General features: G+C 43.4%; 23 protein-coding genes. 12 read left to right on the top strand and 11 right to left on the bottom strand.

Annotated features, from left to right (window positions below; genetic code table 11):
* Positions 1-30 precede the first annotated feature (30 nt).
* Both BBC0122_RS02225 and BBC0122_RS02220 read right to left on the bottom strand, forming a co-directional pair.
* Positions 31-768: a carboxymuconolactone decarboxylase family protein gene (locus tag BBC0122_RS02225; protein WP_077990870.1), complete on the bottom strand. Its 738-nt coding sequence runs from the start codon at positions 766-768 to the stop codon at positions 31-33.
* Positions 765-950 carry a twin-arginine translocation signal domain-containing protein gene (locus BBC0122_RS02220; RefSeq protein ID WP_077990868.1) on the bottom strand — a complete coding sequence of 62 codons (186 nt, stop codon included), beginning with the start codon at positions 948-950 and terminating at the stop codon, positions 765-767. The genes BBC0122_RS02225 and BBC0122_RS02220 overlap by 4 nt, the downstream gene beginning before the upstream one ends.
* A 321-nt stretch (positions 951-1,271) precedes the next feature.
* On the opposite strand from BBC0122_RS02220, the gene BBC0122_RS02215 reads away from it, so the two are divergent.
* From BBC0122_RS02215 to BBC0122_RS02200, 4 genes are all read left to right on the top strand, one after another.
* Complete coding sequence (locus tag BBC0122_RS02215) at positions 1,272-2,171, top strand: LysR family transcriptional regulator (protein WP_077994425.1); 900 nt, start codon at positions 1,272-1,274, stop codon at positions 2,169-2,171.
* Between the two features lie 315 nt (positions 2,172-2,486).
* Positions 2,487-3,221 carry an ABC transporter ATP-binding protein gene (locus tag BBC0122_RS02210; protein WP_077990867.1) on the top strand — a complete coding sequence of 245 codons (735 nt, stop codon included), beginning with the start codon at positions 2,487-2,489 and terminating at the stop codon, positions 3,219-3,221.
* 1 nt (position 3,222) lies between these two features.
* Positions 3,223-3,999 (top strand): ABC transporter permease, encoded by a 777-nt coding sequence (locus BBC0122_RS02205; protein WP_077990865.1) that lies wholly within the window; start codon positions 3,223-3,225, stop codon positions 3,997-3,999.
* Positions 4,000-4,030: 31 nt separating this feature from the next.
* The gene (locus tag BBC0122_RS02200) at positions 4,031-4,969 is read left to right on the top strand and encodes an ABC transporter substrate-binding protein (RefSeq protein ID WP_225868135.1); all 939 of its coding nucleotides are present in this window, start codon (positions 4,031-4,033) and stop codon (positions 4,967-4,969) included.
* Positions 4,970-5,106: 137 nt separating this feature from the next.
* On the opposite strand, the gene BBC0122_RS02195 is transcribed toward BBC0122_RS02200, so the two are convergent.
* On the bottom strand, positions 5,107-5,880 hold the full coding sequence (locus BBC0122_RS02195; protein WP_077990862.1) for a nitrilase-related carbon-nitrogen hydrolase: 774 nt from the start codon (positions 5,878-5,880) through the stop codon (positions 5,107-5,109).
* 77 nt (positions 5,881-5,957) lie between these two features.
* Between BBC0122_RS02195 and BBC0122_RS02190 the strand changes: the two genes are divergently transcribed.
* A complete protein-coding gene (locus tag BBC0122_RS02190; RefSeq protein ID WP_077990857.1) occupies positions 5,958-6,587 on the top strand; it encodes a GntR family transcriptional regulator in 630 nt (209 codons plus the stop codon).
* Positions 6,588-6,697: 110 nt separating this feature from the next.
* Here BBC0122_RS02190 and BBC0122_RS02185 read toward each other — a convergent pair whose 3' ends face one another.
* Complete coding sequence (locus BBC0122_RS02185) at positions 6,698-7,993, bottom strand: MFS transporter (RefSeq protein WP_077990853.1); 1,296 nt, start codon at positions 7,991-7,993, stop codon at positions 6,698-6,700.
* A gap of 93 nt (positions 7,994-8,086) precedes the next feature.
* Here BBC0122_RS02185 and BBC0122_RS02180 point away from each other — a divergent pair, with 93 nt between their 5' ends.
* Positions 8,087-8,773: a DUF2848 family protein gene (locus BBC0122_RS02180; RefSeq protein WP_077990852.1), complete on the top strand. Its 687-nt coding sequence runs from the start codon at positions 8,087-8,089 to the stop codon at positions 8,771-8,773.
* A 299-nt stretch (positions 8,774-9,072) separates the two neighbouring features.
* Here BBC0122_RS02180 and BBC0122_RS02170 read toward each other — a convergent pair whose 3' ends face one another.
* Positions 9,073-9,843: an IclR family transcriptional regulator domain-containing protein gene (locus BBC0122_RS02170; protein ID WP_077990849.1), complete on the bottom strand. Its 771-nt coding sequence runs from the start codon at positions 9,841-9,843 to the stop codon at positions 9,073-9,075.
* A gap of 289 nt (positions 9,844-10,132) precedes the next feature.
* Between BBC0122_RS02170 and BBC0122_RS02165 the strand changes: the two genes are divergently transcribed.
* From BBC0122_RS02165 to BBC0122_RS02145, 5 genes are all read left to right on the top strand, one after another.
* Complete coding sequence (locus tag BBC0122_RS02165; RefSeq protein ID WP_077990848.1) at positions 10,133-10,840, top strand: 3-oxoacid CoA-transferase subunit A; 708 nt, start codon at positions 10,133-10,135, stop codon at positions 10,838-10,840.
* A complete protein-coding gene (locus tag BBC0122_RS02160; RefSeq protein ID WP_077990846.1) occupies positions 10,837-11,538 on the top strand; it encodes a 3-oxoacid CoA-transferase subunit B in 702 nt (233 codons plus the stop codon). Before BBC0122_RS02165 ends, BBC0122_RS02160 begins: the two co-directional genes overlap by 4 nt.
* A complete protein-coding gene (gene pcaF, locus BBC0122_RS02155) occupies positions 11,535-12,740 on the top strand; it encodes a 3-oxoadipyl-CoA thiolase (RefSeq protein WP_077990844.1) in 1,206 nt (401 codons plus the stop codon). The genes BBC0122_RS02160 and pcaF overlap by 4 nt, the downstream gene beginning before the upstream one ends.
* 94 nt (positions 12,741-12,834) lie before the next feature.
* Positions 12,835-14,022, top strand: coding sequence for a cyclase family protein (locus tag BBC0122_RS02150; RefSeq protein ID WP_077994423.1), 1,188 nt, complete (start codon positions 12,835-12,837; stop codon positions 14,020-14,022).
* Positions 13,982-14,686: an SDR family oxidoreductase gene (locus BBC0122_RS02145; protein WP_077990842.1), complete on the top strand. Its 705-nt coding sequence runs from the start codon at positions 13,982-13,984 to the stop codon at positions 14,684-14,686. Before BBC0122_RS02150 ends, BBC0122_RS02145 begins: the two co-directional genes overlap by 41 nt.
* Before the next feature lie 767 nt (positions 14,687-15,453).
* On the opposite strand, the gene attM is transcribed toward BBC0122_RS02145, so the two are convergent.
* From attM to BBC0122_RS02130, 3 genes are all read right to left on the bottom strand, one after another.
* Positions 15,454-16,245 (bottom strand): AttM family quorum-quenching N-acyl homoserine lactonase, encoded by a 792-nt coding sequence (gene attM, locus BBC0122_RS02140; RefSeq protein ID WP_077990840.1) that lies wholly within the window; start codon positions 16,243-16,245, stop codon positions 15,454-15,456.
* Positions 16,246-16,791: 546 nt separating this feature from the next.
* On the bottom strand, positions 16,792-17,073 hold the full coding sequence (locus tag BBC0122_RS02135) for a hypothetical protein (protein ID WP_077990839.1): 282 nt from the start codon (positions 17,071-17,073) through the stop codon (positions 16,792-16,794).
* A gap of 297 nt (positions 17,074-17,370) precedes the next feature.
* A complete protein-coding gene (locus BBC0122_RS02130; RefSeq protein WP_188318067.1) occupies positions 17,371-18,234 on the bottom strand; it encodes a LysR family transcriptional regulator in 864 nt (287 codons plus the stop codon).
* Positions 18,235-18,346: 112 nt separating this feature from the next.
* Here BBC0122_RS02130 and BBC0122_RS02125 point away from each other — a divergent pair, with 112 nt between their 5' ends.
* Positions 18,347-19,585, top strand: coding sequence for an MFS transporter (locus BBC0122_RS02125; RefSeq protein ID WP_077990836.1), 1,239 nt, complete (start codon positions 18,347-18,349; stop codon positions 19,583-19,585).
* 424 nt (positions 19,586-20,009) lie between these two features.
* Here BBC0122_RS02125 and BBC0122_RS02120 read toward each other — a convergent pair whose 3' ends face one another.
* The 3 genes from BBC0122_RS02120 to BBC0122_RS02110 form a co-directional block, all read right to left on the bottom strand.
* Positions 20,010-20,363, bottom strand: coding sequence for a RidA family protein (locus BBC0122_RS02120; protein WP_077990834.1), 354 nt, complete (start codon positions 20,361-20,363; stop codon positions 20,010-20,012).
* Positions 20,364-20,367: 4 nt separating this feature from the next.
* Entirely contained in the window at positions 20,368-21,612 is a 1,245-nt protein-coding gene (locus tag BBC0122_RS02115; RefSeq protein WP_077994421.1) for a D-amino acid dehydrogenase, read from the bottom strand.
* A gap of 115 nt (positions 21,613-21,727) precedes the next feature.
* Positions 21,728-22,624, bottom strand: a complete 897-nt coding sequence (locus tag BBC0122_RS02110; RefSeq protein ID WP_077990833.1) for a LysR family transcriptional regulator — start codon at positions 22,622-22,624, stop codon at positions 21,728-21,730.
* Positions 22,625-22,677: the final 53 nt, after the last annotated feature.

Raw genomic sequence — 22,677 nt, 5'->3', positions numbered from 1 at the left:
GCCTCTTGAAAAACACGATTACCAAAAAGTTCAACCATTCAGAAAGCTATCAAGCACTTCGCTTGCACGTTTTCCAACTTCCGGACCGACCTCCGTTTCGAGAATGGTAACAATTTCCTTCAAATCCTGTTTTTCAAGGCCGGTATTTGTACCCATCTGATAATGTGATTTCAATTGCGACTGCGCGCCTTGAAGTGCCGCAAGCATAGCAATTGTAGCAACTTCTCTTGTTTCATAATCAAGATTGTCACGCACAAAAATATCGCCAAAAAGGTGACTTTTCAAAAATTGGTCAATTGCGGGAGCAAATTCAAAAAGCGGGCCTGTCACCGGTTGGCCAACCAGTTTTGTCTGGATTTCTGTACCGACCTCCACCATCGTTTTATCTGTGTGAAAGGGTGAGGCATCTTTACCCTGTTCATCTTTTTTACCCGCTTCACGTCTTTTATTGACTACATCCATCAATGCGGAAAGTGCATTCAGACTTCTTGGAAACCCCGCATATGCATAAGTCTGAACCAGAACTTCCTTGATTGCGTTGATCGCAACCTTGTCATCAAGTGCTTGTGCCAAAGCATTTCTTAATCCATCAATATTTCCTTCGGCCGCAAAAGCAGCAACGGGAACAAGTCTTTTTTGTTCAAGTGTCAACATTGTTTTTTCCTGTAATTTTGCAAAAACGTTTTGTGAAAAATAAGTTAGCGTACCGGCGGAAATTAAACTCGCCTTTAGAAATCGTCGTCGATGAAGTTTGAGCGCCGGTTTCATGCCGATTTACCCGATGCAAAGTTGACAACAAACCGGTAGCGCACATCCTCGGCTATTACCCGTTCGCTTGTCCCCATTATTGCACCGGCGGCAAGAACAGACGTGCCGCTTTCTTTCAAAAATTTGCGTCGCGGCAATGTTTCTTGGGTTTTGTGATTAGAATTTCCACACGCTTCACACATTTGCAAATCTCCCCAACCGGCATAATGGATTTATCACCCCGTCAATCCGGTTCTTGCCGGTTCACCGCAACGAACCCTTAAAACACTTCCGGCGTTTTTAGCGAAACCCGAATGACCGGCTTGAATGATGCCCGAATGACGGACTCAATGACAATCGTTCAAAGCTTGTCGGACGAACTGTCGCCTCATTTCATCCTGCTATTTAAAAGCCATGATGTGCATAAATTAAGAGGATATTTCTGCATGTCTCTATGAATTCAATTCATGAATAAACATGATATAATGAAGGTAATTACCAATAACGGATTTTGTCTCAAAAAAATGCTAAGAGAAAACATCCATGATCTCATGTCTTTTTTCGTGGTCGCACGAGAAAAAAGTTTTACCCGTGCGGCAAGCAAACTGGGTGTCTCGCAATCGGCGTTAAGCCATGCCATGCGCGGTCTTGAAGAACGTTTGGGAATTCGTCTTCTCACACGGACAACGCGCAATGTTTCCACAACAACGGCAGGCGAGCGGCTGATAGAAGAGCTTTCACCGCTCATCGAGACGATGGACGAGAAGCTTGATCTTATCACCAATGCAGCCGAAGAGCCGAAAGGAAAAATCCGCATCACTACGGTCGATTATCCCGCTTCCTATATTTTGCGACCGAAATTGCGGCCTTTTTTACGGAAATATCCGAAAATTGAAGTGGAGATCAATATCAATTACGGTCTTACCGATATTATCGAAGAACGTTTTGATGCAGGTATCCGTATAGGCGAACATCTCGCCAAAGACATGATTGCCATTCCGATCGGTGCGCCTATGCGTATGGCAATTGTCGGGGCGCCGAGTTATTTTGAAACACATAAAAAACCGGCAAACTTGCACGATCTGATGGAGCAGAATTGCATCAATTTGCGGGTTCCGACATCTGGCGGACTTTATCCGTGGGAGCTTGATGACGAAAACGGAGCAGTGAATATACGCCCGAAAGGACAGCTCATTTTCAACACCTATCCGCACATTGTGGAAGCTGTCCTTGACGGTTTCGGACTTGCTTATATTCCTGAACGGGAAGTCGAGGAATTTATGAGACAGGGAAGGCTCATCCGCGTTCTTGAAAAATATTGTTTACCGTTTCCGGGGTATTATCTCTATTATCCCAATCGCCGTCATCATCCGGTTGCTTTCCAGTTATTCATTGAAGCCTTGAAGCGGCATGATCCCGAATAATTTTCCCAAACTGAAGATAATGGCCTATTTTATTTGACGAGCCTCATTCCATTTTGTCGTCAACCGGTCATTTTCTTGCAGTTCGAGACAACCTGAAATTGTTTTTAAGGGTGATTTCTTATTGATTTGTGGTAAAAAATTAGCTTGATTAGCGTAACTTAACAGGTCATGTTCTTTGTCGCCCTGTAACCACCTCATCTCACGGAGAAGAAACGGTCTTTTTGTTTCAAACTGCTTTGCCGGTAATAACAAAGAATTGCTTTTTACCCGAATTTCGATAATGCCGGAACAGCTTCATTTCAGGATCATTCATCAATGACAAGTTCTTCTCCCTTATTGGGTATCAAAGGTCGAAACATTTCTCTAAATTATGAAGGAAAACCGGTTTTTCAATCGCTCGATTTTGATATTCCTGCCGGTGAATTTGTCGGGCTTTTGGGACAAAGCGGAATTGGCAAAACCACGCTTCTTAAAATCATTGCGGGGCTGGTTACCCCCGATAGCGGACAAATCTCAGGTTCCGACGGTGACAGTCTTCATGGTCGTATAACCTATATGGCGCAACAGGATTTGCTATTTCCCTGGCTCAAGGTAATAGAGAATGTCTGCCTTGGAGCAAGATTGCGCCATGAGAAGAAAGATTACAAAAAAGCCGAAGAATTACTGGAAAAGGTCGGTCTTTTGTCGGTCAAAGAGCAGCTTCCCGAAACTTTATCGGGTGGTATGCGCCAAAGGGTGGCTATTGCCCGTACATTATATGAAGACAAGCCCGTTGTATTGATGGACGAACCTTTTTCGGCACTTGACGCGGTTACCCGCGCCACCATACAGGAACTTGCATACGATCTTCTTAAAACTAAAACTGTATTGCTTGTTACCCATGATCCATCGGAAGCCGCACGATTATGTCAGCGTATACTGGTTCTGAAAGGTCAGCCGGCAATTTTCCTGCCCGCTATCATTGTTGAAGGTGAAGCACCGCGAAATTATGATGACAAAAATCGCATAAAAAGTGAAACCGAATTGATGCATTTTTTAAAGGGGATATAGTTTGCAGAACCGCTTCAATAAAAAACTTGCATTTTTCCTTCACGGTCTTGTGGTTTTCTTCGGCATTCTCGCTTTATGGTGGGCAATTGCCATTATTTTTGACCTCAAAAAATACATATTGCCTTCCCCCCTTGTTGTCGCACAATCACTTTGGAACGGACGCCAATACCTTCTGGAAAATTCTTTGATTACAATTGTCGAAATTGTCATCGGCTTTGTATCGGGAATTTTGTCCGGTGCTGCTCTGGCACTTCTTTTAATGTTTTCCAAAACATTGCAAAAATGGTTGATGCCGGTTCTGATTGTAAGCCAGTCAATACCGGTTTTCGCCCTTGCCCCCATTCTGGTTCTATGGTTCGGCTACGGAATCCTCTCGAAAATTATCGCCGCAATATTGGTTATATTTTTTCCTGTTACAACAGCCTTTTTTGACGGTTTGCGACGCACAAATGCGGGTTACCTTGATCTTGCAAGAACCATGGGAGCATCTCCCTTGTCGCAACTTGTCCATATCAGGCTTGTGGCAGCGCTGCCCGCGCTTGGTTCCGGTGTGCGTGTCGCCGCCGCCATTGCTCCGATTGGTGCGATTATCGGTGAATGGGTGGGGTCATCCGGCGGGCTCGGCTATATTATGTTGAACGCCAATGCCCGCATGCAGACGCCGACATGCTTTGCCGCAATATTTATACTTTCCATTATCGCAATGATTTTATGGTATATCACCGACATCATATTGAAATATGTTATCTACTGGGATAAAAAATCGCAACAAAATTGATTTTTCTTTTCTTTATATTTCCGGAGGAAACGTGTTAAAAAAAATATTATTCTCCATCATCATCATTTTTCTCGGCGTTTTCGGCTCAAAAGCAAATGATAAACTTACAGTTGTTCTTGACTGGTATCTTAATCCCGATCATGCACCTTTAATTGTTGCCGAACAGATTGGCAGTTTTGAAAAACGCGGACTTGATGTCGAAATCGTCACCCCCTCCGACCCCAATATCGGACCGCGTCTGGTTGCATCCGACAAAGCCGATATTGCTTTATCTTATCAACAGCAACTCTACATTTTTCAAGATGAAGAATTGCCTCTGACACGTATAGGAACACTCATTGAAACGCCGCTCAATACTGTTTTGGCGCTCCCCGATAGCGGAATCAAAACACCGGCCGATCTCAAAGGCAAAAAAGTCGGTTTTTCTGTGAGCAGTATTGAACCGGTGATCTTGGGAACCATGTTGGAAAATCAGGGGCTCACGATAAAGGATGTCGAGCTTGTAAACGTCAATTTCAACCTTGTAAGTGGGCTGATGTCAAAACAGGTTGATGCTGTCATTGGCGGTTATCGTAATGTGGAAGGCAATGAATTACGTGAACAGGGAATTGAGCCTGTTATTATGAAGGTTGAGGACTATGGCATTCCCCCTTATGACGAACTGATTTTTGTTGCCAAAAATGACCTCAAAAAACACGAGGCTTATAAAAAATTCCTTGAAGCTGTTCATGAAGGCCAGCAATATTTGAAGGCTCACCCACAGGAAACATGGGACAATTTTGCAAAAAAATATAAGGAACTCGATACAGATCTTAATAAAAAGATATGGATGGAAACGGTTCCCTTATTCAGCGAAAATCCGCTCCACCTCGACAGAGAAAGATATATTTCTTACGGCGCCTATCTTTATAAAAAAGGCATTGTCAAAAAAGAATATCCGCTTGACAGTTTTGCGACCGAATTGAAATGAAAATCCAATGAAAAATCGGGCATGACGGGAGTTCACCATTGCCCGATTTTGTGTTTTGCGGAACCTCTTCTGGAGAAAGTGGCGCAACACTTTAATATCTTTTCAGAATAATTTTTTGTTACCCGAATATCGGGTTATCATAATATCGGAATACGGGCGCGAATAGCTTCCACATTTCCCAAATCGATGTCGAAGACCAAAAGCTCGGCTTCGCTCGCCAAACGTGCCCGCACATTTCCTGTCGGGTCGACAATAGAACTTAGTCCGATACCCAGCGGTGCTGTTCCTTTTGGCGGTTGCCAAGCCTGATCGCAGGCAACAAGCCAGGCTTCAGAATCGGCAGCGCGGGCGCGAACCAACAAATCCCACTGCCCGGCTTTTCCAGGACCATCTCCCCAGGAGGCCGGAACGATAATCAATTTTGCACCTTTTCTTCCCATTGCCGTAAATTGCTCGGCAAACCGCAAATCATAACAAATCGCAAAACCGATCTTGCCGAATACTGTATCGAGAACAAGGTAATCACTTCCCGCTTCAACGAGGTCCGATTCACGTGAGCCGAATGCGTCATATAAATGGACTTTCTGATAAGTGGCTTCGGTGTTTTTTCCGGTAATGATCAACTTATTGCGTATGCGTCCGTCATTTGCCGGTTCAAACATGCCTGCAACAATCATCATATCATATTTAGCGGCATAAGAGCGGATCAATGTTGCAAAAGGGCCCTCAAGCGGTTCTGCCTCATCCTTCAAAGCCGCTTCAAAAGAAACCTGGGCTGCTTCGGGGAAAACCAGTATGTCGACTTTGCGAGTGGCCGCCTGTTCGATCATTCCAATAATTTCGGCGTTATTTTTTTGTTTGTCGATACCACTTCTTATTTGTGCCAATCCTATTTTTATGTTTTCACCCATTAAAATTCTCCCTATACTATACTTATCAATATTGTAATTTCATATATTCGTTTGGTAGAAATAAATAATGTAGCATTATGAACAAGAAATCGTCAGGTCGCGAACGCGCATATTCGCATATACGCAATACTATTTTGACCAATCCCTGTTTTATCGGAACTTTTCTGAACGAAAGAGAAATTGCCGATAGTTTGGGGATTTCCCGCACGCCTGTGAGAGAAGCTTTCATGATGCTTGCCAGTGAAGATCTGATTGATCTGAAGCCCAATCGCGGTGCGTTTGTCGCACCACCGAATATGCAGCAAGTCAATGACCTGTTTCAGGTGCGTGGCGTTGTCGAATGCTGGAGTGCAGAATATTGTATCTCGCAAAATATCGACCCGACGCCTGCCATGATGAAGGAATTGGAATTTCAAAAACTTATGGCACCGGATGACCCTTATATCGACTTTATCGAACATGATCGTGCCTTTCATTGTGCATTGATTGAAGCAACCGGTAACATGGTGTTAAACCAGATGTACGAGTTGCTACGTGCCCGTTATGTAACCTTTGGTGTAAGAGCCATCCGCAAAACTGCGAAAAGAAGAACTGAAGTCCTGAAAGAACATCAACGCATCGTTGATGCACTTGTCGCCAAAGATGTCAGGAAAGCCAAGAAAGCCATTCTCGAACATCTTGAGCAGACACGCCAATATCTCGTTTGATAGAGCTTTATCGTTTTTTGCCTGATAACCCCCATCATATTTATCGAAAAGGTGAATAGGCTGAAACGACCAGTGCCGTTTTGGCTTCCGGTGCTGTTTCAACCTATTTGTCAGGATTCGTGCGATTTTCTTGTCATGGCTAGCCCGATCAAGGTCAATACGCATGCAATGCCTATATAAAGGCAGATGGCAAAACCGCTTTTATCGAATGATATAAACCATGCGAGCAATAAAGGCGCGATGGCACCACCGACAATCCCTGCAAATGTATAGGCAAGTGAACTCCCCGTATAGCGAAGACGTGCAGAAAATTGCTCTGCAATCAATGCAGCCTGCGGGCCATACATTAAAGAATGGCAAATGAGAGCACCTGTCACGCCGATGAAGAGGCGAACAAAGGTCGGTTCTTCCATCATATAGAAAAACACAAATGTCCAGATCGTCGCAAGAACCGCACCGACAGCATAAATGACACGCCGTTCTATTCTATCCGATAGCCAGCCACTAAAGGGGATGAACAACACCTGAATACCCGAAGCAATTGTGACAGATGCGATGGCATCAGAGCGCGGCATTCCCAGATATTGTGTGGCATAAGCGAGTACAAAAACCGTAAAGCAGGCATAAAGAACATCAGGCCCGATGCGCGCAAGAATGCCGCCAAAAAGGGCTCTGCTCTCATATTTGAATACTTCCGACACCGGCGCATTCGAGCGTTCATTCTTTTCTTCAAGTTTTTTGAAGACAGGGGTCTCTTCAAGTGAAAAGCGAACCCATAGACCGAATACGACGAGAAGAGCAGAAAGCAGAAAAGCTATTCTCCAGCCCCAATCGTTGAATTGGGCGGTAGTGAGGAAAAAAGCCAAAATAGCAAGAACGCCGTTTGCCATCAGATTACCTAAAGGGGGGCCTACTTGCGCCGCAGATGCCCAAAAACCTCTTTGTTCAGGTTTGCTGAATTCGCTGGAGAGAAGAACAGCACCTCCCCATTCACCGCCAACACCGACACCTTGAGCAAAACGCAACAAAACAAGAAGAATCGGAGCAAGGTAACCGACAGAGGCGAATGTCGGCAAAAGTCCAATGATGAAGGTGGCGATGCCGATTAACAAGAGCGTCCATACCAATACTTTTTTGCGCCCGACAATATCGCCAAGACGCCCGAAAAATATGCCACCCAATGGGCGGGAAATATATCCCACAGCATAAGTACCGAAGGCTTTTAGCGTGCCGGCAAGTGAATCGCCGTCAGGGAAAAACAAATGGCCGAACACCAAAGCCGCGCAGGCTCCGTAAACTGCGAAGTCATACCATTCCAAAGAAGTACCACTCAGGCTTGCAGCAAATGCTTTAACAAGACTTTTGCGCTCTATTGGTGGTTCCGTCTCTTTTGAAAAATTTTTCATTAATAGTTCCCCTTGTTATTGAATGAATTTGGTATACCATAAATATGCATCATTGATATATAGTAAGTCTACTATTTTTTTACGGAGGACGGAATGAGAAGTCTGGTTGTATATGTCGTTGGCAGTGGCTTGAGGGCTGTTGACGTGAAATGGGTATTCAACGCCGGTTATGCCGGATGTAATAGCGAAGAAGTCCGTCACCATATTGAGGAGCTAGCAGCACTCGGTGTCCCTGCCCCGAAAACATTTCCAACACTTTATCCTTTAGGCTCTCACGTCGTTTCGCAAGAACATCTTTATCAGGCTCCGCATGATAAAACTTCGGGTGAAGCCGAATGGGCACTCTATATCGGTAACAATGAAAACGAGCATCTGTTAATGGCCGCATGCGATCATACCGATCGCGCATTGGAAGCTCATGGTGTAGCCTGGTCAAAACAATCCGCACCGGATTTTATCGGTGATCTTGCCTGGCGTTATAGCGAGGTCAAAAATTCGTTTTCCGACTTTACTTTGAAAGCTTGGGTAAAAGACAACCAGGAAGAACAGCTCATTCAGGACGGCAATGCCGGTCTTCTTATCTCCCCTTCCGAATGGCTGAAAAAGCTTGAAGAAGCAGGTCTTGCGCGCCCCGGAACATTATTGATGAGCGGTACAATACCAATGAAAAAATCGGTCAACCAGTTTTCGCATCATTGGCGTGTCGAACTTGCCGATCATAAAGGCAATATCAGTCGCGTTTCTTATGAAATCGAACGCCTGGCTGATGCTTGGGAATAGTTTTCATAAAAATATGGGTTTTGAAAACTGCTCGTTTTAAAATGTCTTTCCCGATTGCTATTTTTGAGCGATATTTATATCGTGATAATCGCATTTATAGCTTTCGGAAAAGGCAGGCCTTGCCACCTATCGGCTGCGCCTTTTTCCCGTTTCTTTTCAGGCAAAACCGGCATTCGATCAATAATAAGCTTACGGTTTTTGTTCAAAAGAGTGCAACTTCGGGCGGTTTGGGGACAAAGATTTCTTCGTAAGATATGCGATATATGATCTGTATATGATCTAAACCGGCGCCGAACTATTCAGCGAAACGGAATAAGTGCGGAAATGTCATGAGCTGTTTTTTGCAATTCGGGCAGATAATGTGTTGTCATTTCATGCAAGCAATTTTCAACAGCAGGCGCACCGATATTCAAAGCAGCAACGACTTTGCCGGAAGCGATTTTTATAGGCACAGCGATAGAACACAATCCTAATTCAAGTTCCTGATCTATCAGGCAAAAACCGTTTTCGGCTACAGTTTCTATTTTTTTCTCAAGTGTTTTGCGGTCGGTGCAGGTTTTTACTGTTCGCGGTTCGATATGGCTTGCGTCCAATATTCTTTTGCGCTCGTCTTTCGGCAAGCCCGCAAGTAATACCCGCCCCATAGATGAACACCAGGCTGGTAGACGGCTTCCGGCAGTCAAATTCACCGACATGATTTTTACTTGCGAAGCACGCGCAATATAGACAATTTCTGTCATATCAAGAATTGATGAAGACGAGCTGTGACCGATTTTTGCTGAAAGCTTGTCGAGAAATGGCTGGATGATAACCGGCAAAGATGCCGATGACAGATAACTATAGCCGAGTCGTAATATTTTGGCTGTGAGTGAAAAATATTTTCCGTCATGTCTGGCAAAACCGAGTGTACAAAGCGTGAGAAGGCAACGACGGCTTGTGGCGCGGTCGAAACCTGTAATCGTTGCGACATCGGTAATGGAAAGGCGTGCCTTAGCCGAATTGAAGGCTTCTATCACTTTCAACCCTTTGGCAAATCCGCCAACAAAATCTGTTTTAACAGGCGTATGCATTTGCTTTCCTTTTTGTACACTATATGAACAAATATCTATTATTGAACATTTTATATTGACGCAAGGAATAAAAAAGACCTAACTTGAGTCATGGGAGGTAGTGTGGGAGTCTAGAATTCGGACATCGGCATTTTCAGGAAGTTTAATGGCAAACGGGATTTATCTTGTTTGCTGGAGGTTAAATCTATTTGTTTGCCGGCAGTTACTCTGTGTTTTGTCCCGTTTTGTTCCCTCTCTACCATAAATTTTTTAAGTCAGCATACTGATGTCATCTTTCGGGAGGCTAAAGATGGACAAATCTATTCCAAGCGTCGAAGAAGCGGTAGCACCGATCAAAGACGGAGCAACCTTAATGATCGGTGGCTTTGGCGGCGCGGGTACACCTATCGAACTTATTCATGCACTGATCGACAGAAAAGTAACCGGCCTTACTGTTATCAATAACAATGCAGGTAATGGCTATGTCGGCATCGCCGCAATGATTGATGCGGGGATGGTGAAGAAGATGGTGTGTTCTTTTCCCCGTTCGAGTGATCCTCGTGCATTCACTGAAAAGTACCTTGCCCATAAAATTGAATTGGAGCTTGTTCCACAAGGCACTCTGGCCGAGCGTATACGCGCCGGTGGAGCTGGGATCGCCGCTTTTTACACGCCTACATCCTACGGCACTGAACTTGCGGTTGGCAAACCGGTCGCAGAATTTGACGGTCGTTTCTACGTACAGGAACGTTGGTTGAAGGCCGATTTTGCTCTGGTTAAAGCCTATATCGGCGATCGCTATGGTAATTTGACCTATCACAAGGCTGCGCGCAATTTCGGACCGCTTATGTGCATGGCAGCCGAACACACGATTGTGCAGGTGTCAAAATTGGTCGAAGCGGGAGATATTGATCCTGAAAATATTATTACACCGGGAATTTTTGTTGACGATATTGTCGAAGTAACAAATCCGGCTCAGGAAGAAGTTCTTATTCACGCGGGAGTAGTCTACAAATGAACACGGATATGTATGAGAAGATCAAGCTATCCAATGCACAGATTGCGTGGCGTGCAGCACAAGATATTGCAGATGGAGCCTATGTCAATCTCGGTATCGGTTTTCCTGAAATGGTTGCCCGTTTCCAACCTGAAGGTCATGAAGCCATATTTCATACCGAAAATGGAATTTTGGGTTTTGGCGAACCGCCACTTCCCGGTCAAGAAGACTGGGATTTGATTAATGCGGGCAAAAAAGCTGTAACTTTGAAGCCGGGCGGTTGTTATTTTCATCATGCCGACAGTTTTGCCATGGTGCGGGGCGGCCATCTTGATGTGGCAATTCTTGGTGCTTATCAGGTTGCCGAAAACGGAGATCTCGCCAATTGGCGTGTCGGCTCGAAAGGCGTTCCTGCTGTGGGCGGTGCAATGGACCTCGTTCATGGAGCCAAGAAGGTCTGCGTTGTCACAGAACACATAACCAAAAAAGGCGATCCGAAACTCGTTGAAAAATGCACTTTTCCGCTAACAGGTCTCAATTGCGTGACACGGGTCTATACGAGCCATGCAGTCATCGACATTGTCGACCGGCATTTTGTGTTACGCGAAAAATTGGCTTCGCTCAGTTTTGATGATTTACAAGCAATAACCGGCGCCAAACTTCATATTGATGGCCCCATAACAGATCTGGTTGTACCAGCTATCGAGGAGGAAAAATGACCGAAGCTTTTATCTGTGACTATGTAAGAACACCTATCGGCCGTTTTGGTGGCGCGCTCGCTTCTGTTCGCGCCGACGATCTGGCAGCTTTGCCTCTCAAAGCAATTGTCGAGCGTAACAAGACCATTGATTGGGAAGCTGTTGATGATGTTTTGATGGGCTGCGCCAATCAGGCCGGTGAAGATAACCGCAATGTGGCAAGAATGGCATTGCTTCTGGCCGGACTGCCCTATTCAATATCCGGAGCGACAATCAACCGGCTGTGCGGTTCCGGGCTTGATGCAATCCAGACTGCTGCCCGTGCGATCAAAACGGGAGAAGCCGAACTCATAATTGCTGGCGGTGTAGAAAGCATGTCGCGGGCGCCTTTTGTCTTGCCGAAAGCCGATAAAGCGTTTTCGCGCACTGCGGAAATTTATGACACAACAATCGGATGGCGTTTTGTCAACCCGTTGATGAAAGCGCAATATGGCGTCGATTCAATGCCGGAAACAGGCGACAATGTCGCAGTTGATTTCAATATTTCACGTGAAGATCAGGACAAATTCGCACTGCGCAGCCAGCAGAAGACTGCCGCAGCCCAACAGAACGGCCGCCTCGCCAAGGAAATCATTCCCGTTACAATAAAACAGCGTAAAGGTGACCCGATTATTGTCGATAAAGACGAACATCCGCGCTCGACCAGCATGGAAGCTCTTTCGGGTTTGCGTGTCATTAATAAAAGAGAAGGTGCTACAGTCACAGCCGGTAATGCATCGGGAGTGAATGATGGCGCAGCAGCCCTCATCATCGCATCCGAAAAGGCTGTAAAAAAATATAATCTAGAACCGATTGCACGTATTGTAGCAGGTGCTACCGCCGGTGTCGAACCGCGTATTATGGGAATTGGTCCGGCAGCAGCAACGAAAAAACTGTGCCGTCATCTTGGCATGACACCTCAGGATTTCGACGTTATCGAACTCAATGAAGCTTTTGCCAGTCAGGCGCTTGCAACATTGCGGGATCTCGGACTCAAAGACGACGCCGAAAATGTCAACCCGAATGGTGGAGCTATTGCTCTTGGCCACCCGCTCGGTATGTCCGGAGCACGTATTGGCGGCACTGCTGCTTTGCAATTGAAACTGACACAAGGCAGATATGCACTGGCGACTATGTGTATCGGTGTCGGACAAGGAATTGCTGTCGCGTTTGAACGCGCCTGACCAAAAGCTTTACGAACAATTCTGGCAACTCCGGTTGGTCTCTTTCGACCCAAAACGTTTTATAGTTATCGGGAGAAATAAAAAAGAAATAAATATGCCAATATCGAGGTGGAAAAAACGCCCCGACGGTTCCAACCGGGGTGATTTTGGTCCTGACGATCAACCGGACTATATTAATTATCTTTTGCCGCAAAAAGTGAAAGAAGGTATAGCCGAAGTTAAAAAGGGTTCAAGTTTTTCACAAAATCCCCCCTTCGGCTATCCGGAAGGTGAAAAACTTGATCCTGATTGTCAGCCACCTGTTTTGCGGCCATTGTTACGTCAAAACCGCGTCAATTATCATTGCGAGATGGATAAGCTTGTTCCGGTAAAGTCCGACATTCCAAGTGACAATATGGTTATATTTTTTCTGCAATATACTAGCCATGGGGAAGGGTTGGCGCATACCGGTTCGCTATTCAATACGCAAGATGAGGGTATCAGACGACCGTTTTACTATAGCGGATTTGCGGCCGGAAAAAATATTATCGGTCCCGAACAAATAAAGGATAGCGGTATTCCGACCGGTTTCGACAATGCAAGTACCTCACCGGCATATGCATCGGGCATTGAAAAAATGTCACGCAAAGCCGTTCAGGGACGCGCTGTCATGCTGGATTTACGTGCCCATTTCGGAGATGCACGTAAACTCGTTTCCTATTCCGATATTATGGAAATATTGGATAAAGACGTGATTGAAGTGACAAAGGGCGACATCTTGTGCCTCCATACCGGCTTTGCCGATCTTGTATTAAAAATGAAGCGCAATCCGGACAAAGACAAGCTTGAGAACAGTTCATCTGTTCTTGATGGAAGCGATGAAAAGCTTCTGGAATGGTTAAGCGAAACAAAAATTGCGGCACTTGCAGCAGATAATTATGCTGTGGAAGCATTTCCGGCACGTGAAGGGGAACATAGCTGCGCACTTCTTCCGTTGCATGAGCATTGCCTGTTCAAAATCGGCCTCCTCATTGGAAAATTATGGAATTTAGCACCACTTGCCTACCGGTTGCGCAACCATAAAAAGCATCGCTTTCTTTTGACAGCACCACTCCTTGATCTACCCTGTGCAATCGCATCCCTCCTCACACCTGTTGCCACTGTCCGAGGAGAGTTTTCAGTAACAGGGTTCGACCTCTTTTTAACCCAAGCAATGTCTTCTTCTTCAAGCTATTCGATTATTAAAGACCCAGGAAAAACAAATGACAACGAAACAACGTGTTCTCATAACCGGCGGTGCTAACGGGATTGGTGCTGCCATCGCGCAACGCTCGATACAGGACGGGTATGAACCGGTAATTATTGACAGAACCGGCGACGGCATTATTGCCGACCTTTCCAATCCTGATGAGACAGAAAAAGCTTTAAAGACTGCACTGGCACAAGGTCCCATCACACGTCTCGTCAACAATGTCGGCATCGTCCGTCCGGCGAGTGCAGAAACCCAAACATTGGACGATTTGAATCTCGTCCTGTCGCTTAATTTGCGTTGTGCCATGCAATGTATGCAAGCGTTAGTTCCCTCCATGAAAGAAGCGGGCTTCGGCCGGATTGTCAACATTTCATCTCGCGCCGCATTGGGAAAAGAGTTGCGCACGGCCTATGCCGCAACAAAAGCGGGACTTATTGGAATGACAAGAGTTTGGGCCTTGGAACTGGGCAAATTCGGTATTACATCCAATGCTATCGGCCCCGGCCCCATCAAAACGGAATTGTTCCAGAAGGCAAATCCTGACGATTCACCGCGCACAAAAGCGATTATCAACTCGATTCCCGTCAAACGTATCGGTTTGCCTGAGGATGTCGCTCAAGCTGTTTCTTTCATGCTTTCCGATAAGAGCGGTTTTGTAACAGGACAAACGCTTTATGTCTGTGGCGGTATGACGGTTGGTGTATCGCCCCTCTGAAAGGTGGATAAAAAACAACGAAAATGTCAACGCCACTGTCGCGATAGATTTGTTTTCTAAATAAAATCTATCGCCATGGACAGAAAAGCGATTTTGACATCCTGTTTTCGGATTTATAGCTGCAAGAGGACGTGAAAAATAGACCTTTAAAAACAGCACATAGTAAAATATTATAATAATGTATTTATATTGTTTTTACTAATAAATTAATTATAACATTATCAATAATAATATATAATATTTTTATATAATTTTTGTTTTAAATTGTTAAAATATATTTTTATGTTAATCATGCTGTTCATAATATACAAAATTGCCAACTCCGTTTTCCCAAAACCTTTGTCGGTGAACGGTCTTCCTGATGCAAGCATAGCTATATCCCTTCTCCGTTTTTAAACCGGACAAAACACAATGCAGAAATTTCCCGATGAGCAAACGATTATCGATATGAACCGGTGCGATATAATCGGCGCATATTATTTTATCCGGTAAAGTGAATTACTGCGAATCTGCCTTTTACATGAATGAACGTGGCAAACTTGATATTTCCAAGGTCGACATGACCAATCAATATCACAATGAAATTAAAAACCTTTTCATCATTCCTTAGTTGATTTGAGAATCTGAAATTTCCACGTCGGGTTTCATAAAACGTAACAATTGAAAATATAAAAGCGCATTGCTTATCAACTTTCGCAATGCGCTTTACCAAATTCGGTTTGCAATTTTTGCGACATCTATCCCTTGGCTATTACAGCACAATTCTCCTAATCGTAATATTCGGGTGCTTTTTTGAATGTTTTCCAACCGTCAGGATCGTGACCGGTTACAACCATTGCATCCGTTTTATCAGCCAGCATACGTAATTTTTGTACCGATCGCACACTGTCTACTGCAGAAGCTAAAAAGCCGGGCAATGACTTTTCATTCCAATGGTCGGTTGTATAGGCTGCATCCACAGCTAATATAACGGATCCGGTATTTGGCAAATTAACCAGAAAAGACTGGTGTCCAGGCGAATGACCGGGTGTGAAAACACTTATCAACGTGCCATCGCCATAAATATCATAATAATCATCGGCTTCTGCGTTGAGAAATTGCCATTTCAAATTGGGACGATCAAAGTCTTTATTTATATAACCACCACGGGCAAACCAATCCGGCGTATGGGCATATTCATATTCACGGCGCTGAACAATATGGGTTGCTTGCGGAAAACGCCCGATTGCTCCGGTATGATCCAGATGAAGATGCGACTGAACAACGTAACGAACGGATTCGGGAGCAATACCCAAACGTTTCAATTGATCGACACACCCGTCGTGAGGATCAAGTACCGGCCAGTATACATTACAAATTTCTTCCCAATAGCCCTTCGGATCTGTTGCCACTTCAATGGCATTTCCACCATCAATGACAATATTACCCTTCGGGTGGGTTATAAGATAAAAAGGAACCGGAATTTCATAATCCGTATTCGCGCCTTCGTTCATTTTTATATTATGCAGTTTGCACTTCAGACTCCCCGATTGCAGCATATACAATCTTATTTCGCTCATATTATCCTCCCGTAAAATATTTTTAAAAAAACGAATTTGTAATAAATTACATTTCATCAGAATTATTGCAATTCAAATCTGTTACTAGCTAATTTTTATCGAAAAATTATATTTGAAATATCATTTCTGACCCTTATGCATCATATTTTACTATTTCTTTCAAATAGTTATGAATCAATCATCGCACATTGGAGACACACAAATTTTCTTAAATTGTTAGAAATAGTAGCGGCTAAAGCGTGATTTCACTACCAAACGATGAAATGCATCGGCGAAGACAAGTCCAATCGCATTGCAAATATCATGCATATGCATCCAAGCAATTGCAACTGGCGGAGCTATAAATTGGCAATGCGGGAAAAATTATCCCGAACTTTTATATATCCGGCCATCATAACCGGACAGGTTCAACGCCATTCAGCCTAATTTTGGTTGAACATAAGCGAATATCATTGAATTTATCCTTTATTCATCAGCAGGAAACAAAGTGCGTCATTCCACTGATGAATATTTTTAATGATGTCGAGCGAGCTTGAAAAGCTGACATTATATTTCGCCTTTCGCATTGAATTCTTCCAATGACATGCGGATATTTGCGGCAATTGTTTTGATCGGTTCAGGCGGACACCATTCGGGATGGCACATCTTCAATAAATATCGTAATTCCTCGCTATCTATTCCACATGCAAAATCGGCAAGGAAAAAGCCAAGCATAGAACTGCGTATAAGCCGCGAACCATCGCCAACTGCTGCTGCGGTTGTTACTTTTTTTGGCCTCGTCGTTTCATATTTTTGAGCGACAGAAACAAAACCCCTCAATTTGAACAAAGCCGACCCCTGAATTGAGTTCATTAATTAGATTACAATAAAGGAAAGGATGTTGATAACATGGAACATCCTTTCCTTTTTACGAATTTCTGAACCACTGTTTTATTCGACAATATAATCTGCTTTTTCCTTAAGCAAATGCCACGAAAATTGGCCATTTATGATAAAAAATATATGTTGTACCCCTCGCACTTCATTATGCGATTTTGCATCATTGCCATCTTATTAAAAAGGCTCAGGGCTTCATGGAAAGTGACGGCGTTTTCATTCAAAAACCTTGATAACACGTTCCATTTTCTAATTTAAAGTCGCATCAAGCGAGCGGCGTAAAACTTCGGCAATATCCGATTTTTCCGGCTTATATAAAAGCAGATATTCAATATCCGGCAAAGTCGGGAGATTATAGAAATGTGTATAATCTTTTAGACTGTCATCCATCGAATTTTCGTTAAGACACCCAATGCCCAAACCGGCTTTGACCGCCAATTGTAAACTTGCAACATTCGAGGCTGTATGCGTCAATCCAAAAGGAACCGAACTATCCGAGAGAAGTTGAAGGGCTGCCTTTTGTATGACACAGCCCTTTTTCATACCAATCAGCGGCAAGACCCTACCGGTTGAAAACCTCTTCTTTGCTGCACCCGCCCAATATAACCGCTCGCGTTTTATAATAACCCTATTGGAATAGGAGGGTAACGGCGTACCGATAAGATGTGTCAGGATTATTATATCGAAACCGTCAAGATTGTTTTCGTGAATAAGCGTATTTGAGCCGCTTTTGAATGTAAGGCTCAATTGTATTTTCGGACGATCTGCTGTCAACATCTCCAAAGCCTCTGCCACTTTTTCAGGCATGAGGTAATCTGTAATAGAAATCGAGATGTTTTCGGTTGCTGCGACATTATGCATATCGGCAAGCGCCAAACGGTTAAGTTTCAAAATAGCAAGCGCATGTTTTTGCAACTTTTCGCCATCAATTGTCGGTCGTGTTCCTTTTTTTCCTCTTTCGAGTAATTGACAGCCACAAACAAGTTCAAGCTTTTGCATTTGCTCTGTCAATGCCGACTGGGAACGGTAGAGGCGTTCGGATGCTTTCAGAAAACTTCCGGTTTCCAAAATTGTAATGAAGGTCGTTAAAAGATCGGGATCCAGATTTTGCATATACGCACCTTTTAAAATTCGGAAAAACCGAATTATTTTATAAAATATTCCTGTTATATTTATAATTAATCCAGTGCTACGCATTTCTCAACTGAAAAAGCGGAGCTGAATAATGAGTGACAAAATTTTCATCAACGACAGGGTTCGTTCAAGCGGGCACAAGTGGAAAGTACTGTTTACATGTGCGTTGGCGAATACATGTTTTACATTTGTGATTGGTGGTGTTCCGGCCGCAGCTCTCCTTTTGCGGGATGATTATCAAATTTCCACACCGGTATTGGGGATGCTTATGGGAATTGTCGGAATAGGCATAGCTTTTGGTGAAGTTCCTTGGGGAATGCTCACCGACCGGCTGGGCGACCGGCCCATTCTTATAACCGGTTTGACGACCACGGCATTTGTCCTCATCCTGACAGCTATCATAATAAATGTCGTTCCGATTGTTTATGCTCCTGTAACATTATTCATCGGGCTACTCATTATCGGCCTTTCAGGCGGCAGCCTGAATGGTTCGAGTGGACGAGCTATTATGCAATGGTTCGACAAAGACGAACGTGGATTTGCGATGGGTGTCAGACAGACTGCTGTTCCGCTCGGCTATGCCTTGGGAGCAGTCTTTTTCCCTCTCGTTTCATATAAAATGGGTTTTGTCTGGTCACTTTATATCTCGGCCTTGTTTTGCATTCTCTTTGCCTTTTTAACTTATCTTTGGGTTGTTGATATAGATCAGGGAAAAAGCACCGAAACAAACGGGACAGCCCAAAAAACCGAATCCGCTACCCATGTTTTCAAACAGTTCGCTATATGGCGTATTGTTGTCGCAATAGGCCTTTTGTGCGCACCACAGTTTGCACTGATGACTTTTACAATGCTTTTCTTACACGACTTCGCACATATCAATATCGAATATATCAGCGCGATACTGTTCTTTATCCAGATAAGTGCCGGTTTCACACGTATTTCCGGTGGCTATTATACCGATAAGAAAAACAATCGCGCAGGCTTTTTAAAAGCGGTAACAATATTAAGTGCTATAGCGTTTTTTGTTCTTACGTTGCTTACCTTCTTCTATGGAGAGACTCCCTCGACGCATCTATCGTGGGCTTTGGTTGCCGCAGTACTCGTTGCCGGTGTCTTCATATTATCTTGGCAGGGCGTCGGAATGACCGAATTGGCAACAATGGCAGGCCCTAAAAGCGTTGCAACCGCAATGGCAATGGCAAACACTGCAACCTTCTTTATATTGTTCGCAACCCCGACAATTATACCGTGGATACTAAACGCAACATCATGGACAGGTGTCTGGGGGGTTATGACACTTGTTTGTGTCGGAATGTTTTTTCTGTTCTGACTGAAAATTTTCCGTGAAAATTAAAAATAAAAAATCGCCCTTTCATCAAATTGAAAACCCGCTGGTAAAAACAAAGTCCCGAATTTTTAATATGATACTTACGTTCGGGACTTATCAATTTGTAAAAATTATTTTTTAATATAAAAAAATAGAAATATATACTATCTATAATATATTATAATAATTTTATAAATAAATTATATTAATAAATTTAGATTTAATTTATTTATTATATAATAATTATTCCATAATAAAATAAAAATTACAAATTAGTATATCATTATAATGAAAATTGCAAAAAAACAAAAACCGGATGATACACTCTGCGGACAGTCCATCCATTGCAAAGAGTAACAACCCGGTTTTTATGCACCCGTAAAAACATTTTCATGGAAGTAAAAATAGTTTTTAACGCAGCTTGATTTTACCGCTTCACAGCTATTGCCGCTACTTCCACCAAAACATTCGGACGAGCCATATTTGCTTCCACGGCGGCACGCGCCGGCGCACAATTTTCAGGCAACCATGCTTCCCAAACTTCATTAAACGCGCCAAAATCTTTTGCGATATTCTTGATCCAGATCTGCGCTGATAGAATATGAGCTTTATCACTTCCAGCTTCATCAAGCAGATGATCTATTTTTTGCAATACCTCTCTTGCCTGGGTTACAAAATCACCGTCAAGTGTCGTGGGAACCTGCCCCGACAAAAATACAAAGTTGCCGCATGAAACAGCAGCAGAAAGCCGTTTATTTGTGTCAATACGATCAATCGTCATGATATTATTCCAGTTCCAAGCCATTCAAATCGATTGGTGAAGATTGATGAGTTATGAGATGAGAAAGGACAGTTGCACTTCCCGCCGAAAGCGTAAATCCGAGGCTTCCGTGACCAACATTCAGCCAGAGATTCTGATATTTCGACTTGCCCAATATGGGTGGGCCCTTTGGCGTCGACGGACGCAATCCCGTCCATTCTTCAGCTTTATCGATTGTTGTGAACTCATTGAAAGTTTCCCGCGCTATTTCCTTTATGGCATTAATACGTGATTGGCGGATTCCGGCATCTTCATAACCGATATCGACCATGCAAGCCAACCTGAGACGATCACCAAGTTTTGCGTAAAGAATTTTATTGCTATAATCTGTAAGACTTATAGCTGGTACAATGTGTGGTTTTTCGGGATAAGGAAGCGTAAGACTGTAGCCTTTTAACGGATATATCGGCACAGAAATACCAATACGCGCCAAAATGTGTTTGCTGCTGTTACCCGTACAGATAACATAATCATCTCCGGTGACAGAACCGGAATTTGTCTCGACGCCCGTAATACGGTCTTTTTGTGTAATAATATGATCTATATGGGTTGATGTTTTAAGAGTAAAATTCGGATGTTTTTTGAGTGCCTCTAATAAAACACAACAAAATTTATAACAATCTGCGGTTTCGTCACCGGGAGAAAAAATAGAACCGGCCAACTTGTTTTCGATAAATCCGAGTGAAGGTTCAAGTTCTACACTTTCTTTAGCGGTCAAAGCCTTCTGAAATTCTTTATTAATACCTGCTTTGGCTTTGTTAAAATCGTTCAAATCACGATATATCACCAGTTTTCCGGTCTTAACCCAATCAAAATTACCCAATTCGCCACTCTCGCGCCATTGCGTAACAATTTTTTGGCTGAATAAGGATAATCTGAGAATATGAGCGCCATTGATTTTATTGGTTTTGGCATTGCATGCCAATAGAAATTGAAACAACCATTTCCACTGATCCAATGAAAAACGTAACTTCAGATTAAGTGGCGACCGTGGCTTACCTATCCACTTGAAAACATGCATGGGTACTCCGGCGTCAGCAAGAGGCGATACGTAGCGATAGCTTAACTGCCCGCCATTGGCAAAGCTTGTAACCAATCCCACATCGTCCATTCGTTCGACTAACGTAACTTTTTGCCCTTGTTTAATCAAAGCATAGGCCGTCGTTAATCCGATAACGCCACCGCCAATGACAACGACATGTCTTTCCACTTTTCCTCTCCCGCCCATTTCCTTCAATAAGCTCGCCCATTTCTTTCAATAAGCGCGCCCATTTCTTTCAATAAGAATGAGTAAAAAGGATAAAGAAGAAAACAACAATTGAGTTTTATTTTGTCATATATAACCTTTCGTTAAGTTGTTTAACCTGCGTCGCCAAATGGTGTTGCAACATGGAAATATATTTTTGTGTCGGTTTTGAAACTGTCAAATCACGGTGTTGGATGAGATAAATCTTTGCGGAAAGTTTTGGTTCTATTGGAAATATCATGTGGTCAGGCAGCATGAAAAAAGCTGTGAACAGGTCGATAATTGACGAACCAACGCCCTGTTTTACAAATTCGGCAGCCATGTAATAAGTTTGAACATCAACGACTGTTTTCTTGAATATTCGTGATCGACCGATCGCCGTAGTAAAAGAATATGCATTAGGATGTATCCAGCGATCTTCATCAATCTGATGAATGTTTATGGGGTTACGATGAGGTAGACTGTCAATATATACCAATGGTATTTCTGCAATCGGCGTCGAAATCAATCCGCTATCGTTTTTCAAACCGAAGGTAATGGCCAAATCCAATAGTCTATTATTTAATTGTTGCTGTAATTCATCGCTATGTTGCGTACCGACAGTGATAAATACACGCGGGTTTTCTTTTATAAATCGAGCTGTAACTTGCGGAATTGCACAAAGAGCCAAACTGGGCAAGCAGCCAATGGTTATTCTGCCTTCAGGATTATTGGCCAAGTTTCTTGCAAGACTTTGTAAATTGTTTAGATCGACATAAATCGATTTTATTTGTTCAAATAATATATGTGCTTCCTGCGTAGGCGTCAGTTTGCCTTTTACACGTTTAAAAAGGGAAAAACCCAATTTATATTCTGCCAATTTCAATGATTTACTAACAGCAGGTTGGGACACACATAAAATTGATGCCGCGCCATTGAGCGTTCCGCACGTCATTACAGCATAGAAAACTTCCAAATGTTTCAGACTAAGTCCCATTTACCTCTCCCGCCATTAACCTTTGGTTATAGGTACTGGAAAAAAAATCATTC

The organism is Ditibartonella choladocola, assembly GCF_002007565.1.
GTDB lineage: Bacteria > Pseudomonadota > Alphaproteobacteria > Rhizobiales > Rhizobiaceae > Bartonella > Bartonella choladocola.
The sequence above is the reverse complement of the archived record's forward strand: the minus strand, read 5'-3'. Positions and strand labels throughout refer to the sequence as shown.

What these genes read in the sequence shown, in the direction of transcription:
- attM (WP_077990840.1), bottom strand. Translation starts at nt 16,245, where the DNA reads ATGAGCGAAATAAGATTGTATATGCTGCAATCGGGGAGTCTGAAGTGC.
- BBC0122_RS02110 (WP_077990833.1), bottom strand. Translation starts at nt 22,624, where the DNA reads ATGGGACTTAGTCTGAAACATTTGGAAGTTTTCTATGCTGTAATGACG.
- BBC0122_RS02130 (WP_188318067.1), bottom strand. Translation starts at nt 18,234, where the DNA reads ATGCAAAATCTGGATCCCGATCTTTTAACGACCTTCATTACAATTTTG.
- pcaF (WP_077990844.1), top strand. Translation starts at nt 11,535, where the DNA reads ATGACCGAAGCTTTTATCTGTGACTATGTAAGAACACCTATCGGCCGT.
- BBC0122_RS02185 (WP_077990853.1), bottom strand. Translation starts at nt 7,993, where the DNA reads ATGAAAAATTTTTCAAAAGAGACGGAACCACCAATAGAGCGCAAAAGT.
- BBC0122_RS02165 (WP_077990848.1), top strand. Translation starts at nt 10,133, where the DNA reads ATGGACAAATCTATTCCAAGCGTCGAAGAAGCGGTAGCACCGATCAAA.
- BBC0122_RS02225 (WP_077990870.1), bottom strand. Translation starts at nt 768, where the DNA reads ATGAAACCGGCGCTCAAACTTCATCGACGACGATTTCTAAAGGCGAGT.
- BBC0122_RS02215 (WP_077994425.1), top strand. Translation starts at nt 1,272, where the DNA reads ATGCTAAGAGAAAACATCCATGATCTCATGTCTTTTTTCGTGGTCGCA.
- BBC0122_RS02160 (WP_077990846.1), top strand. Translation starts at nt 10,837, where the DNA reads ATGAACACGGATATGTATGAGAAGATCAAGCTATCCAATGCACAGATT.
- BBC0122_RS02180 (WP_077990852.1), top strand. Translation starts at nt 8,087, where the DNA reads ATGAGAAGTCTGGTTGTATATGTCGTTGGCAGTGGCTTGAGGGCTGTT.
- BBC0122_RS02125 (WP_077990836.1), top strand. Translation starts at nt 18,347, where the DNA reads ATGAGTGACAAAATTTTCATCAACGACAGGGTTCGTTCAAGCGGGCAC.
- BBC0122_RS02195 (WP_077990862.1), bottom strand. Translation starts at nt 5,880, where the DNA reads ATGGGTGAAAACATAAAAATAGGATTGGCACAAATAAGAAGTGGTATC.
- BBC0122_RS02145 (WP_077990842.1), top strand. Translation starts at nt 13,982, where the DNA reads ATGACAACGAAACAACGTGTTCTCATAACCGGCGGTGCTAACGGGATT.
- BBC0122_RS02220 (WP_077990868.1), bottom strand. Translation starts at nt 950, where the DNA reads ATGTGTGAAGCGTGTGGAAATTCTAATCACAAAACCCAAGAAACATTG.
- BBC0122_RS02150 (WP_077994423.1), top strand. Translation starts at nt 12,835, where the DNA reads ATGCCAATATCGAGGTGGAAAAAACGCCCCGACGGTTCCAACCGGGGT.
- BBC0122_RS02170 (WP_077990849.1), bottom strand. Translation starts at nt 9,843, where the DNA reads ATGCATACGCCTGTTAAAACAGATTTTGTTGGCGGATTTGCCAAAGGG.
- BBC0122_RS02190 (WP_077990857.1), top strand. Translation starts at nt 5,958, where the DNA reads ATGAACAAGAAATCGTCAGGTCGCGAACGCGCATATTCGCATATACGC.
- BBC0122_RS02120 (WP_077990834.1), bottom strand. Translation starts at nt 20,363, where the DNA reads ATGACGATTGATCGTATTGACACAAATAAACGGCTTTCTGCTGCTGTT.
- BBC0122_RS02210 (WP_077990867.1), top strand. Translation starts at nt 2,487, where the DNA reads ATGACAAGTTCTTCTCCCTTATTGGGTATCAAAGGTCGAAACATTTCT.